This is a genomic window from Marinobacter sp. KMM 10035, from assembly GCF_046537445.1.
Lineage (GTDB): Bacteria > Pseudomonadota > Gammaproteobacteria > Pseudomonadales > Oleiphilaceae > Marinobacter > Marinobacter sediminicola.
In genome coordinates this window covers 15,549-30,179 of the sequence record NZ_JBBVMG010000002.1, presented here as the reverse complement: position 1 = coordinate 30,179, position 14,631 = coordinate 15,549, and the positions used below count along the sequence as shown (strand labels likewise).

Genomic DNA, 14,631 nt, shown 5'->3' with positions numbered 1-14,631 from the left:
TATGTTGGTAAGTCTTTACCGTTATAACCCGGAAACTGACAACGCCCCTTACATGCAGGACGTAGAGGTTGAGCTTCCGGCAGGAAAGGATCTGATGGTTCTTGATGTGCTTAACCTCATCAAGGAAAAGGATTCGTCAATGGCCTACCGCCGCTCGTGCCGTGAAGGTGTGTGTGGTTCGGATGGCATGAACATGAACGGCAAAAATGGCTTGGCATGTATTACGCCGATGTCGCAGGTCGTCAAGAATGGCAAATTGGTATTGCGCCCTTTGCCAGGCTTGCCGGTTATCCGCGATCTGGTCGTAGATATGAGTCTGTTCTATAAGCAGTACGAAAAAGTAATGCCGTACCTTGTGAACGATACGCCAGTGCCTGCTATTGAGCGTCTCCAGACACCAGAAGATCGGGAAAAGCTGGATGGTTTGTACGAGTGTATTCTCTGTGCATGCTGCTCCACATCCTGTCCTTCGTTCTGGTGGAACCCGGACAAGTTTATTGGTCCGGCAGGTCTGTTGCAGGCATATCGCTTCCTGGCGGATAGCCGCGATACAGCGCAAGCTGAGCGCCTTGCCAATCTGGATGACCCGTTCAGTGTGTTCCGTTGCAGGGGCATCATGAACTGTGTCAGCGTATGTCCGAAAGGCCTCAACCCCACAAGGGCAATTGGCCATATCCGGAATCTTTTGCTGCATAGAGCTACATAAGCGGCAAGATTTCAGACAGGCGCTATACTGGTCTGGATAGGTTGGACTCCCGGAAGGCCTCGCATTTTATGCGGGGCCTTCAACCAAAGGCTTATAGTCAAAGGTCTTACCCGGGTGCACACTACGCAAGCCGTGCCGGGAACTCAGCAGGTTTTCTTGCGGCGTTGCAGAGTATAAAAAATCATTGGGGAACGGAAAACATCCATGTTGGGTGTGGTGGCCATAGTCGATCCCGTAAAAACCCGTATTGACTGATAGTTACCCCTGGCCGACCATACTTGGCTCCCCCGCACCAGCCCAAGGTGAGCTATTCAAAATGCAAGAAAGCATGATGGAGCAGTTATGGCAGACGTCCCACTTGCAAGGTGGAAATCTGGCCTATGTTGAACAGCTTTTTGAAACCTACCTGACAGACCCTAATGCCGTTCCTGAAGAGTGGCGCAGCTATTTCGACAAGCTTCCAAGCGTTGATGGCAATCATGGCCGCGACGTTATTCACTCTTCGATTCGGGAACAGTTTGAGCACATCTCCCGCAATCAGCGTTTCCTTACGACTAATGGCGTGCCAGCTGGCGCTACGTCGGATGCTGATAAAAAGCAGATTCGTGTTCTTCAGTTAATCAATGCTTATCGTTTTCGTGGTCACCAGGAAGCAAAGCTTGATCCACTCGGCGTCTGGAATCGTCCCAAGGTAGAAGATCTTGAACTGTCGTTTCACGATCTGTCCGAGTCCGATCTCGATCTGGAATTCCAGACAGGCTCTCTGAGCTTTGGTTCTGACACCATGAAGCTTGGCGATATCTACGATGGTCTCCGCAAGACATACTGCGGAAGCATCGGTGCCGAATATATGCACGTGGTTGATACCCGCATCAAGCGCTGGTTTCAGCAACGTATGGAGCCGGTTCGCTCAGAGCCCGGTTTCGAATCCGCTACCCGAACCCATATTCTTGAACGCCTGACAGCTGCCGAAGGCTTGGAGAAATACCTTGGCTCCCGCTACCCAGGCGTCAAGCGTTTTGGTCTTGAGGGTGGTGAAAGTCTTATTCCTTGCATGGATGAGCTTATCCAGCGTGCCGGTCATTACGGTGCCAAGGAAATTGTTCTGGGTATGGCCCACCGTGGCCGACTGAATATTCTGGTCAATACTTTGGGCAAAAACCCCAAAGAACTGTTTGATGAGTTTGAGGGCAAAAGGCTCGCCGATTCAGGTTCCGGCGACGTTAAATACCACCAGGGCTTCTCGTCCAACGTTATGACTGACGGCGGTGAAGTGCACTTGGCCATGGCGTTTAACCCATCCCACCTGGAAATAGTATCTCCAGTGGTAGAGGGGTCGGTTCGTGCCCGCCAGACTCGGCGTTCTGATACGGAAGGCAATCAGGTTGTTCCGGTTATCATGCACGGTGATGCGGCATTTGCTGGTCAGGGTGTGGTGATGGAAACTTTCCAGATGTCCCAGACCCGTGGTTTCGGGGTGGGTGGCACCATCCATATTGTTATCAATAACCAGGTTGGCTTCACCACCAGCAAGCAGGAAGACGCGCGCTCTACGGAGTACTGCACCGACATCGCGAAGATGGTCCAGGCGCCGATACTGCATGTGAACGCTGATGATCCAGATGCGGTTGTGTTTGTAACTCAAATGGCGATGGACTATCGCAACGAATTCAAAGGTGACGTGGTTATCGATCTGGTTTGTTATCGCCGTCGTGGACACAACGAGGCGGATGAGCCTGCTGCAACACAGCCGATGATGTACCAAAAAATTCGTAAGCTGCCAACCACGCGCAATATCTATGCAGACAAGCTGATTGCTGCAGGTGTGGTAACTGAAGACGAAGCCAAGCAGATGGAAAATGACTACCGTGATGCGCTGGACAACGGCGAGCACGTGGTCAAATCTCTTGTCAAAGAGCCGAACAAAGATCTCTACGTGGACTGGGCTCCTTATCTTGGTCACGCATGGACTGCCAAGTGTAAGTCCAGCGTGCCCTTGAAAACCATCCAGAAGCTGGGCAAGAAGCTGACCCAGGTGCCCGAAGGGTTCAGCATTCAGCGCCAGGTATCCAAGATCGTCACTGACCGAGACAAAATGACGGCAGGTGCGCTGCCCATTAACTGGGGTTACGGCGAGATCATGGCGTACGCAACGCTGCTCAATGAAGGGCATCCAATCCGCTTGACCGGACAGGATGTGGGGCGTGGAACCTTCTCTCACCGTCACGCGGTTTTGCATAATCAGAAAGACGGCTCCAGACACATAGCGCTCGCACAGCTCTCTGATAAACAGCCAAAGTTCGAAATATACGACTCGCTACTGTCGGAAATGGCAGTGATGGCGTTCGAGTACGGCTACGCAACAACTACGCCGGATGCACTGGTTGTCTGGGAGGCTCAGTTTGGTGACTTTGCAAACGGCGCCCAGGTGGTTATCGATCAGTTCCTGACCAGCGGCGAACATAAGTGGGGCCGCCTGTGCGGGCTGACTCTGTTGCTGCCGCACGGCTATGAAGGGCAGGGGCCTGAGCACAGTTCTGCACGGCTTGAGCGTTTCCTCCAGCTATCTGCAGAGCACAATATTCAGGTATGTGTGCCAACCACGCCTTCCCAGGTTTTCCATATGCTTCGCCGCCAGGTTAAGCGTCCATTGCGTAAGCCTCTGGTGGCAATCACGCCCAAGAGTCTGTTGCGCCACAAAGAAGCGACCTCGGATCTGGACGATCTGACCTCAGGCACCTTCCAGACAGTACTTCCTGAGAAAGATCTGCCTGAAGCGAAAAAGGTTACCCGGGTTATTCTTTGTAGTGGCAAGGTCTATTATGACCTTCTGGAAAAGAAGAAAACCGACGAGCGGGACGACGTTGCCCTAGTGCGTATTGAGCAGCTCTATCCGTTCCCCGGCGAGGATCTGGACGAAACCTTGGCGCAGTATCCGAAGCTCAAACATGTTGTTTGGTGCCAGGAAGAGCCAATGAACCAGGGTGCCTGGTATTGCAGTCAGCACCATATGCGGAATGCGCTGCAACGTCTGAATCCAAAGCTGTACCTTCAGTATGCTGGCCGTCAGGCTTCCGCTGCTCCGGCGGCAGGGCACATGTCCGTGCATATTGAAGAGCAGAAAAACCTTGTTAACGACGCGTTTGAAATCTGACGAGCTACCGAACTAAGGAACTGTAATGTCTACTGAGATTAAAGCCCCCGTATTCCCGGAGTCGGTCGCAGAGGGTACCGTCGCGACCTGGCACAAACAGCCTGGCGAAGCCTGTTCACGTGACGACCTGATTGTCGATATCGAAACCGACAAAGTGGTTCTCGAAGTTGTCGCACCTGCAGACGGTGTAATCGAGGAAATTCTTAAAGGTGAAGGCGATACCGTAGAGAGCGGTGAAGTCATTGGTAAATTTAAAGCGGGCGCTGCGGGCGACTCCGGTTCTTCGGAGAGCAAAGCCAGCAGTGCCAGTGCGGATAAAGGTGAAGCCAAGTCTGAGCAAAGCCAGGAGTCCGGCGACGCGATTCTGAGCCCGGCTGCGCGTAAGTTAGCTGACGAAAACAACGTTGATCCGGCTGCTGTAAAGGGCACTGGAAAAGACGGGCGCGTTACGAAAGAAGACGTTCAAAATCATGTGGATACTTCCAAGTCTTCAGGTGGTTCCGCAAAAGCAGCTGCACCGTCTGTTATGCCCGAAGTGAACGTGGCCGCTGGTGAGCGTCCTGAAAAGCGTGTGCCAATGACCCGTTTGCGGGCCAGCATCGCCAAGCGACTGGTTAATGCGCAACAAACAGCTGCCATGCTGACGACCTTTAACGAGGTTGATATGGGGCCTATCATGGAGCTGCGCAAGGCATATCAGGACAGCTTCGTGAAGCGTCATGATATCAAGCTGGGCTTTATGTCTTTCTTCGCCAAGGCTGCCACGGAAGCGTTGAAGCGTTTCCCGGCGGTGAACGCGTCTATCGATGGTAACGATATGGTTTACCACGGCTACCAGGACATCGGTGTTGCCGTATCCACTGATCGCGGCCTGGTTGTTCCGGTACTCCGTGATACGGACGCAATGGGCTTGGCAGATATCGAGAAGAAGATTGTTGAGTACGGCACCAAGGCGAAAGGTGGCAAGCTTGCGATTGAAGATATGACCGGTGGTACCTTTACCATTACTAATGGCGGTATTTTCGGATCCCTGATTTCTACGCCGATCCTGAATCCGCCGCAAACAGCGATTCTGGGTATGCACAAAATCCAGGAACGCCCCATGGCGGTCAATGGCAAGGTGGAAATCCGTCCGATGATGTACCTTGCACTGTCCTATGATCACCGCATGGTGGATGGCAAGGAGGCGGTACAATTCCTTGTGGCCATAAAAGACATGCTTGAGGACCCGGCGCGCATTCTGCTGGACGTGTGAGCTGACACCTAACGAATCGGAAAACAGGATTTACTATGTCTGATAAGTACGACGTAATTGTTATTGGCGCAGGCCCTGGTGGCTATGTTGCGGCCATCAAAGCGGCTCAGCTTGGTCTCAAAACTGCGTGTGTCGAGTCTTGGAGCTCTAAAGATGGCAAGTCACAGGTTCTGGGCGGTACCTGCCTGAACGTGGGTTGTATCCCGTCTAAAGCTTTGCTTGAGATTTCCCATAAGTTTGAGGAAGCAAGCCACGACTATGAAATGCAGGGCATCATTGCCAAGGATGTCAAAATCGACATCGCCAAAATGATGGAGCGCAAGGACGGTATAGTAAAACAGCTGACTGGCGGTATCGCCGGGTTGTTTAAAGCTAATGGTGTCACCTCTATTTATGGCCACGGCAAGCTGTTGGCTAATCGTCAGGTGGAAGTGACTGACAAAGACGGGAAAACCAGCACCTACGAAGCGGATAACGTTATTATTGCAACGGGTTCCAAGCCTATCGATATCCCGCCTGCGCCTATGACGGAAGGCTATATTGTCGATTCTGAAGGTGCGTTGGAATTTGATAAGGTGCCAAAGCGTCTTGGCATCATTGGCGCTGGGGTTATCGGCCTTGAGCTGGGTAGTGTTTGGGCCCGCTTGGGCGCTGAAGTGACTGTACTGGAGGCGCAAGATACCTTCCTGCCGGCGGTTGACCAGCAGATTGCAAAAGATGCACTGAAGCAGTTCCGTAAGCAGGGCCTGGATATTGTCATGGGTGGCCGCGTAACCGGTGCCGAGGTCAAGCGCAAGCTGGTTAATGTGAGTTACGAAGACAGCAAGGGTAAGCAGGAACTGAAGGTCGACAAGCTGATTGTTGCCGTCGGTCGCAGACCTTATACCGATAACCTTTTGGCAGCCGATTCCGGCGTAAGTATGGACGAGCGCGGTTTCATCTTTGTTGATGAGAAGTGCAAGACCGAAGCGCCGGGTGTTTGGGCTGTAGGTGATGTAGTGCGCGGCCCAATGCTGGCGCACAAAGCTTCGGAAGAGGGTGTAATGGTCGCTGAGCGCATCGCTGGCCAAAAGCCCCAGGTAAATTACGACTGCATTCCCAACGTTATTTACACCTCGCCGGAAGTGGCTTGGGTAGGCAAGACGGAAGAGCAGCTCAAGACTGAAGGCGAAGCCTACAAGGTTGGTACTTTCCCATTTGCGGCGAACGGCCGTGCAATGGCTGCAAATGCCGCCTCAGGTATGGTGAAAATTATTGCCGACGAGAAAACTGATCGAATTCTGGGTTTCCACGTTGTTGGGCCTCAGGCATCAGAAATCGTTGCCCAGGGCGTTATTGCCATGGAGTTCGGTTCCAGTGCAGAAGATCTGGCGCTGACCTGTTTTGCACATCCGACTCTTTCGGAGTCTGTGCATGAGGCGGCCCTGGCAGTCAACGGTGGTGCGATTCACATCGCGAACCGTCGCAAAAAGAAGTAACGCAAAACAGGAAGTAGGGGCGTCCGTAATGGCGCCCCTTTATTATAAAAAGACAGATTTCCGTTTGCGATCGTGGTGAGCTGAGGTGATCCCCTGCTCATCGAACAGAATTCGCGTTTAAGGCTCCTCATCCGGGGAGTGGCGAGTTCACTGCCGTACGTGGTTATCCTCCATCAAAAAGCGGGACACTAACTATGAATTTGCATGAATATCAGGGCAAACAGCTTTTCGCTGAATATGGCCTGCCCGTATCTCAAGGCATTGCCTGTGATACTCCGAAAGACGCGGTTGCAGCCGCTGATGAAATTGGCGGCAATGCGTGGGTGGTTAAAGCCCAGGTTCACGCGGGTGGCCGTGGTAAGGCTGGCGGCGTAAAGCTGGTCAAGACCAAAGACGAGATTCGCGAGTTTGCTGAAAAGTGGCTGGGCAAAAACCTGGTGACTTACCAAACAGACGAAAACGGCCAGCCGGTCACCAAGATTCTGGTTGAGTCCCTGACCGATATTGATCAGGAACTGTATCTGGGGGCGGTTGTCGACCGTGCCTCCCGTCGGGTCGTGTTCATGGCGTCCACCGAAGGTGGTGTCGAGATCGAGACGGTTGCTGAAGAAACACCGGAAAAGATCCTGAGAGCTGAGATCGATCCGCTGGTTGGTGCACAGCCATTCCAGGGCCGCGAGTTGGCATTCAAGCTTGGGCTGGAAGGCAAGCAAATCGGTCAGTTCACCAAGATTTTCATGGGTCTGGCGAAGCTGTTTGAAGAGCGTGACCTGGCTCTGTTGGAAATCAACCCGCTGGTTATTACCCCAGCCGGTGACTTGCACTGCCTGGATGCCAAGATTGGTGTTGACGGTAACGCACTGTATCGCCAGAAAAAGATTCAGGAAATGCACGATCCTTCCCAGGAAGATCCTCGTGAAGCCGAAGCTGCCAAGTGGGAGCTCAACTATGTAGCGCTGGATGGAAATATCGGCTGCATGGTTAACGGTGCGGGCTTGGCCATGGGCACCATGGACATCATCAAGTTGTCTGGCGGTGAGCCAGCAAACTTCCTTGACGTTGGCGGCGGTGCAACCAAAGAGCGTGTTACTGAAGCGTTCAAGATCATCTTGTCTGACGACGCAGTACAAGCCGTTCTGGTTAACATCTTCGGTGGTATTGTCCGTTGCGACATGATTGCTGAAGGTATTATCGGTGCAGTCAAGGAAGTGGGCGTCAAGGTTCCTGTGGTTGTGCGCCTTGAAGGCAACAACGCTGAGAAAGGCACCAAGGTACTTGCTGAAAGTGGCCTGAACATTATCGCCGCCACCAGTCTGGCGGATGCTGCAGAGCAAGTTGTTAAAGCCGCAGGGGGTAAATAATGAGCATCCTGATCAATAAAGACACCAAGGTTATTTGCCAGGGCTTTACTGGCGCACAGGGTACCTTTCACTCTGAGCAGGCTATCGAATACGGAACCAAAATGGTCGGTGGCGTAAGCCCGGGTAAGGGCGGCACTGAGCATTTGGGCCTGCCGGTATTCAATACCGTTCGTGAAGCAGTAGAAAAGACCGGAGCCGAGGCTACCGTAATCTATGTTCCTGCTCCGTTCTGTAAGGATGCGATCATTGAAGCGGCAGATGCCGGTATTGAGCTGATCGTGTGCATCACTGAGGGCATTCCGACCATCGACATGCTTTACGCCAAAGAATACGTTGATCGTAAAGGCGTTCGCATGATTGGTCCTAACTGTCCGGGTGTGATTACTCCGGGTGAGTGCAAGATCGGTATTATGCCGGGCCACATTCACAAGCCAGGCAAGGTGGGTATCGTATCCCGCTCCGGCACCCTGACTTACGAAGCGGTCAAGCAGACCACAGACTTCGGCTACGGCCAGTCTACCTGCGTAGGCATTGGTGGCGACCCGATTCCAGGCTCTAACTTCATCGATATTCTTGCACTGCTGCAGAATGATCCGCAGACAGAAGCGATTGTGATGATTGGTGAAATTGGCGGTACTGCTGAAGAAGAAGCGGCTGCATTCATCAAGGATAACGTCACTAAGCCAGTGGTTGCCTACATTGCCGGTGTTACAGCACCTCCGGGCAAGCGTATGGGCCACGCCGGAGCCATCATCTCTGGTGGTAAGGGCACGGCAGACGAGAAGTTCGCGGCTTTGAACGATGCCGGCGTTAAAACTGTTCGCAGTTTGGCCGATATTGGTAAGGCTCTGAAGGAAGTAACTGGCTGGTAAGTTAGTTTCTTTCGTGAAAACCCCCGTTTCTGTTCTGCAGAGCGGGGGTTTTTTATTTATAATGCTGGGTCGTCTGATCTAGTATGGGCGAATCCCATTCAAAAGAAGGAGTTTGTGCTTTGAGTTCAGTAGAGTCCCAGCAACGGGTTTTGTCTGGTATGCGTCCGACCGGCAAGCTACATCTAGGTCATTACCATGGTGTGCTAAAAAACTGGGTGAAACTCCAGCACGAATTTGAGTGCTTCTTCTTTATAGCCGATTGGCATGCCCTGACAACGCAATACGACGACCCGTCCGGCATAGAACAAAGCGTATGGGATATGGTGGTCGACTGGTTGGCGGCGGGGGTGAATCCTGGCTCATCCACCATGTTTATCCAGTCTCAAGTACCGGAACACGCAGAGCTTCACTTGCTGTTGTCCATGATTACACCGCTGGGCTGGCTGGAACGCATTCCCACCTATAAGGATCAGCAGGAAAAACTGCGGGAAAAGGATCTGGCAACTTATGGGTTTCTTGGGTATCCACTACTGCAGACGGCAGACATTCTTATGTACCGGGCAGGCAAGGTGCCTGTAGGCGCAGACCAGGTGTCCCATGTGGAAATCACCCGCGAAGTGGCACGCCGCTTTAACCATCTTTACGGGCGTGAACCCGGTTTTGAAGACCAGGCAGAGGCGGCCATCGTGAAGATGGGTAAGAAAAACGCCAAGCTCTATCGCACACTCAAAAAGCGTTATCAGGAAGAGGGCGACATGGAAGCGCTTGAAACTGCCCGAGCGTTACTTATGGAGCAGCAGAATATCTCCCTTGGTGATCGTGAACGCCTTTACGGCTTCATCGAAGGTGGTGGCAAGATCATATTGCCTGAGCCACAGCCCCTTTTAACGCCCGATTCAAAAATGCCGGGGCTGGATGGTCAAAAAATGTCCAAGTCCTATAATAACTACATTGGGTTGCGGGAAGATCCTGACACCGTCGCTCAAAAAGTTCGTACCATGCAGACAGATCCACAGCGAGTGCGTCGCACTGACCCCGGCGAACCTGAAAAGTGCCCTGTCTGGGGTCTGCACAAGGTGTACTCCGATGAGTCCACCAAAGAGTGGGTTCAAACGGGCTGTCGCAGTGCCGGCATAGGGTGCCTGGATTGCAAAAAGCCATTAATTGACGCAATTGTGGAAGAGCAGCGCCCCATTCGTGAGCGGGCTCTTGAATATGAAAACAGTCCAGATCTTGTACATTCCATTCTGCAGGAAGGGCGTGAGCACGCGCGGGACGCTGCAAGAGATACTCTGGACGAAGTTCGAGCAGCGATGGGATTGAGCTATCGCTAAGCCAGATCAGGCTCCATTAGCGCGGGTATCAGGTAAGGAGGTTGTTGACCTTCCTAATGACCTGTATATCCCGCCGGATGCCCTTGCGGTGTTTCTTGAGGCTTTTGAAGGCCCGCTAGATCTTTTGCTGTATCTCATACGGCGCCAGAATATGGATATTCTGGATATAGACGTCAGTGAGATAACCCGGCAGTACATGGAATATATTGGCGCCGTAGAAGTCATGCGCTTCGAACTCGCAGCTGAGTACCTGGTAATGGCGGCAACACTTGCGGAGATCAAATCCCGTATGTTGTTGCCACGGCATGAGGCAGAGGAAGACGATGAGGTGGATCCGCGTGCAGAGCTCATTCGTCGACTGCAACAATATGAGCGTTTCAAAAAAGCCGCTGAGGATATTGATACCCTTCCGCGCATGGAGCGCGACACATTTACTGTGTCCGCATCCTTGCCGAAGCTTCCGTCAAATCAAGCGCACCCAGACGTTGAAATGCGTGATCTGCTTCTTGCCTTGCAGGGCGTACTGAGCAGAGCTGACCTTTTCACCAGTCATCACGTTGAGCGGGAAAGGCTGTCCACCCGCGAGCGCATGTCCGCTATTTTGTCAGTGTTGCGGGATGATCAGTTCGTCACCTTCCAAAGCCTGTTTACCATTGAGGAAGGGCGGTTAGGGGTGGTGGTGACATTTCTGGCGACCCTGGAATTGGTGAAAGAGCAGCTGATAGAAGTGGTACAGGCAGAAGTGCTTGGCCAGATTCACGTGCGTGCGCGGGCGGCACGTTAGAATAAATATCGCATTGGAACGCCGCACTGAGAAGGCTGATAGCCATCATGAATGAAGAAAACCTCGCTAAAATTCAGGCGATTGCCGAAGCGGCGTTACTTGCAGCGGGCAAGCCTCTAACTCTGGACCAGCTAAGAGAGTTGTTCCCAGAGGATGAGCGCCCGGCGCGGCAAGTTATGGAGCACGTAATGATGCTTGTGGGCAATGCCTGTGAGGGTCGCGGTTTCGAGCTGCGCAAGGTTGCTAGCGGCTATCGCCTACAGATTCGTGAGGAGTTCGCGCCTTGGGTCAGTCGCCTTTTTGAGGAGAAGCCTCAACGCTACTCCCGTGCTCTACTGGAAACTCTGGCCCTGATTGCCTATCGTCAGCCAATCACTCGCGGTGAAATTGAAGATATCCGGGGTGTTGCGGTAAGCAGCAATATCATTCGCACCTTACTTGAGCGAGAGTGGGTCCGTATTGTAGGGCATCGAGATGTTCCTGGCCGACCGGCTATGTATGCGACAACCCGTCAATTTCTCGACTATTTCAATCTTTCCGGCCTGACTGAATTGCCACCTTTGTCTGAAATCCGGGATCTGGAAGAAATCGGTAGGGAAATTGAAAAGAATATACAGGCTGAGATCGAGTTTGATTCAGCATCAGCTCAGCCCACTGGCGACAACACGCCAGATCAGACATTTCACTGATACCATTCGGGTGTCAGTCAGCGATTAAGGATTAAGTTCATGGCGTCAGAACGCCCCGGAAGAAAAGCGAAGCCGGCCGCAGATACGGCTATCAATGACGAGCCAGAGCGGATTCAAAAATTGTTGGCCCGTGCTGGAGTAGGCTCACGTCGGGAAATAGAAGGCTGGATGGAATCCGGACGTCTTATCGTGAATGGTGAGCCTGCAGTGCCCGGCCAGAAAGCCACGGTAAGCGATACGTTTGAATTGGATGGAAAACGACTGGACGTCGCGGCAGCCGCTGTTACGGTGCGTCGGGTTCTTATCTATAACAAGCCAGAAGGCGAAGTCACTACCCGTAAGGATCCCGAGGGCCGGCCAACGGTCTTCGATCGTCTGCCAAGGCTGAAGGATAACCGTTGGATATCCATCGGCCGATTGGATATTAACACTACGGGTCTCGTACTGTTCACCACCGATGGTGAGTTGGCCAATCGCCTTATGCACCCCTCCAGCCAGATTGACCGGGAATACGCCGTCCGGGTGTTCGGTGAGGTGGATGACGCCATGATAGCTCGCTTGATGGCGGGCGTTTTGCTCGAAGATGGTATGGCAAAGTTCAGCGATATCACTCAGGCCGGTGGAAGCGGCATAAACCGCTGGTTCCACGTTACGCTTCTTGAAGGTCGCAACCGTGAGGTTCGTCGTTTATGGGAGTCTCAGGGTGTACGGGTAAGCCGGCTTAAGCGGGTGCGCTATGGCCCTGTCTTCTTGCCAAGCCGGCTGACGCTTGGGAAGTGGGAGGAGTTGGACCAGAAAGCGGTCGATAGCCTGAGCAAAAAAGTTGGGCTTGCCTCTGTGGATATACCTCAGAAAACCCCGGACGAGCAGGCCGCACATGAGCGGCAGAGACGAAAAAGCCCTGGAAGCGGAGGCAAGAAGCCTGGAACCAGGCGCTGGGATGTCAGTGACACCAAGCCCGCCCGTAGTGGTGGTTCTGATAAGGCCCGTGGCGGTGCCGGAAAACCACAAAGAGGAACGGGCAGACCCCGGAAATCCCATTCCGACAAGTAATATCTGAAATGCATAGCCTGGGTGCCGCAGGGCCCAGGCTATTCATCCAATGCTTGCAAATACTCTAGTGCAGTTCCGGCCTTGAGCCTTCGCCCTGTAAAGAGCCTCATCGGCGCGGGCTATCCATTGGCTCGGGCTTTCTTCACAAAGGTGCCTTGCTAGGCCGCAGCTGATGGTTACAGATAGCTCTGTACCGCCACAATCTATCTTGATATCGCCAACCGCATTTCTTACGCGGTCAGCAACGTCTCGCGCTTCCCGCTCACCGGTGTGTGGTAGCAAAATCGCGAACTCTTCACCACCAAACCGGTACACACTGTCTGAGTTTCTGATCGCGTTTTCAATTGCTTCTGCGGTCAGTTTCAACAGGTGATCGCCTACTACGTGGCCGTGCTGGTCGTTTACAGTTTTGAAATGGTCCAGATCACAAAGGATCAGCGTGTATTCCTCTCCGTGCCTGTCTGACAACGAGCTTGCTCGCTGAAGGTGTTCATCAAGCGCACGCTTGTTGGGGATTGATGTGAGCGCATCCGTTAGAGCTGCTTGTTCAATTGCAATATATTGGCAGGCATTGCGCAGCGGAAAGATAGCGGCGCTGATGACCATCTCGATGGCTTGGAGCTCATCATCCGTAAACCTCTTTCGGCGGTTCAGCGTGAGCGTACCGTAAAAGAACCCTTCCAGGTTAAGGCGGTATTCGCATTGGTGGGGGCCGCCCATGCCGGTAGCAAACACGAAGTCACGGTGTGCGATTGTATGGCGGTAGCTCAGCGCATCGAAGGGGATAGCATTGCCAATTTCTTCCGCCAGAATTCCCAGCTGAGTTTCCAGCGAGAGCGTAGTGGATAGCCGGCGCGTCAGCCGTGTGAGTGGGTCGGGGCTGTTTGACCATCGCTGAAACGCCTGCCTGATTGCAGCCAGATTTATTGGCTGTTTGGTGGTTCGTTGTACCGACGGTGTGTTTTTCACTTGGGCTCACTCACTGGCAAAGTGTATCAATGCTTTAGGGAGCTCCAAGCACCGATTGTGCCATGATCTGTAAGTTGTTTATAAGCAGTGAGTTAGGCGATGATCTTAAGGCGGTTTGGTGACGAAATCAGTGAAGGTCGAGCTAAGCGTCAAAAATACGACAAGTCTGTTCCTTCACAAGTGCAGGCCGAAATGAAATGCCTGTTCAGGAGGGGTGGGGATGTAGAATCCCTGTGGTAAACTCACTGTCTTGTATTCGCCCCATTTTAAGAAGTGAGCACCATTTCGTATGACGTTTCAGGCTCCAGAAAGTCTTTCCGAACAGATCGCCCAGCATTTGGGGCAGCGAATTGTTACACGGGATCTGAAGCCTGGTAGCCGCATCCAGGAACTCAAGGTTGCCAGCGATCTTAGCGTCAGCCGGGGGTCCGTGCGCGAAGCCTTGTTGATTCTTGAGCGGAGGCACCTGGTTGAGATATTTCCCCGCCGGGGCGCAGTGGTTTCCAGCCTGACGGTGGCCAGCGTCAACAATCTTTATGATATTTACATCGACCTGCTCTGCATGCTCGGGCGAAAACTCGTTGAGCGTTGGGCCGGTAATAAAGAGCTGGGCGGAATCCTTGGGCGGGTTCGTGAGGTTGAAGCAATAGCGCAAGCTGTGAACTCGACCGGGCCGGATGCTGCCGAGAAAGTGATCGAGGCGGGCTTTGAGGTTCTGCTTTATGCCTATCGACTGGTGGAAAATCCGTTTCTGGAGGAAACGCTCGAAAACTTCCGGCCTGCCATCAGTCGCACCTATTTTGTTGCACTTGAGAACTTCCGGGGTGGCATAGGCCAAACCGCCGCCTTTTTTCAGCAGCTTGCAGAAGCTGCGCTGATTGGTGACGCAGCTCGTTTAGAATCTGCAATACAGGCATTTGGTGAGCATCAGCGCCAACAGGTCCTGAGTATTCTCATGGAGGAGGAGAGCGCGTGA

12 protein-coding genes are annotated in these 14,631 nt (G+C 53.0%); 11 read left to right on the top strand and 1 reads right to left on the bottom strand.

Going from position 1 to position 14,631, the window contains the following annotated elements:
- Nucleotide 1: 1 nt before the first annotated feature.
- The 10 genes from AADB16_RS12080 (at nucleotide 2) to rluB (ending at nucleotide 12,686) form a co-directional block, all read left to right on the top strand.
- Nucleotides 2–706 (top strand): succinate dehydrogenase iron-sulfur subunit, encoded by a 705-nt coding sequence (locus tag AADB16_RS12080; RefSeq protein ID WP_298446957.1) that lies wholly within the window; start codon nucleotides 2–4, stop codon nucleotides 704–706.
- 316 nt (nucleotides 707–1,022) lie between these two features.
- Nucleotides 1,023–3,860: a 2-oxoglutarate dehydrogenase E1 component gene (locus AADB16_RS12075; RefSeq protein ID WP_309044381.1), complete on the top strand. Its 2,838-nt coding sequence runs from the start codon at nucleotides 1,023–1,025 to the stop codon at nucleotides 3,858–3,860.
- A 25-nt stretch (nucleotides 3,861–3,885) separates the two neighbouring features.
- Entirely contained in the window at nucleotides 3,886–5,115 is a 1,230-nt protein-coding gene (gene odhB / locus AADB16_RS12070) for a 2-oxoglutarate dehydrogenase complex dihydrolipoyllysine-residue succinyltransferase (protein WP_410803677.1), read from the top strand.
- A gap of 35 nt (nucleotides 5,116–5,150) precedes the next feature.
- A complete protein-coding gene (gene lpdA, locus AADB16_RS12065; protein WP_298446960.1) occupies nucleotides 5,151–6,593 on the top strand; it encodes a dihydrolipoyl dehydrogenase in 1,443 nt (480 codons plus the stop codon).
- Between the two features lie 194 nt (nucleotides 6,594–6,787).
- Nucleotides 6,788–7,954, top strand: coding sequence for an ADP-forming succinate--CoA ligase subunit beta (gene sucC / locus AADB16_RS12060; protein WP_309044383.1), 1,167 nt, complete (start codon nucleotides 6,788–6,790; stop codon nucleotides 7,952–7,954).
- The gene (sucD, locus tag AADB16_RS12055; RefSeq protein WP_309044384.1) at nucleotides 7,954–8,826 is read left to right on the top strand and encodes a succinate--CoA ligase subunit alpha; all 873 of its coding nucleotides are present in this window, start codon (nucleotides 7,954–7,956) and stop codon (nucleotides 8,824–8,826) included. Before sucC ends, sucD begins: the two co-directional genes overlap by 1 nt.
- 119 nt (nucleotides 8,827–8,945) lie before the next feature.
- On the top strand, nucleotides 8,946–10,160 hold the full coding sequence (locus tag AADB16_RS12050) for a tryptophan--tRNA ligase (RefSeq protein ID WP_309044385.1): 1,215 nt from the start codon (nucleotides 8,946–8,948) through the stop codon (nucleotides 10,158–10,160).
- Nucleotides 10,153–10,944, top strand: coding sequence for a segregation and condensation protein A (locus AADB16_RS12045; RefSeq protein WP_309044575.1), 792 nt, complete (start codon nucleotides 10,153–10,155; stop codon nucleotides 10,942–10,944). The genes AADB16_RS12050 and AADB16_RS12045 overlap by 8 nt, the downstream gene beginning before the upstream one ends.
- A 47-nt stretch (nucleotides 10,945–10,991) precedes the next feature.
- Complete coding sequence (scpB, locus tag AADB16_RS12040; protein WP_410803675.1) at nucleotides 10,992–11,633, top strand: SMC-Scp complex subunit ScpB; 642 nt, start codon at nucleotides 10,992–10,994, stop codon at nucleotides 11,631–11,633.
- Nucleotides 11,634–11,672: 39 nt separating this feature from the next.
- Nucleotides 11,673–12,686, top strand: a complete 1,014-nt coding sequence (gene rluB, locus AADB16_RS12035; RefSeq protein ID WP_410803673.1) for a 23S rRNA pseudouridine(2605) synthase RluB — start codon at nucleotides 11,673–11,675, stop codon at nucleotides 12,684–12,686.
- A gap of 42 nt (nucleotides 12,687–12,728) precedes the next feature.
- On the opposite strand, the gene AADB16_RS12030 is transcribed toward rluB, so the two are convergent.
- Nucleotides 12,729–13,655, bottom strand: a complete 927-nt coding sequence (locus AADB16_RS12030) for a GGDEF domain-containing protein (RefSeq protein WP_410803671.1) — start codon at nucleotides 13,653–13,655, stop codon at nucleotides 12,729–12,731.
- 289 nt (nucleotides 13,656–13,944) lie between these two features.
- Here AADB16_RS12030 and AADB16_RS12025 point away from each other — a divergent pair, with 289 nt between their 5' ends.
- On the top strand, nucleotides 13,945–14,631 hold the full coding sequence (locus tag AADB16_RS12025; RefSeq protein ID WP_309044389.1) for a GntR family transcriptional regulator: 687 nt from the start codon (nucleotides 13,945–13,947) through the stop codon (nucleotides 14,629–14,631).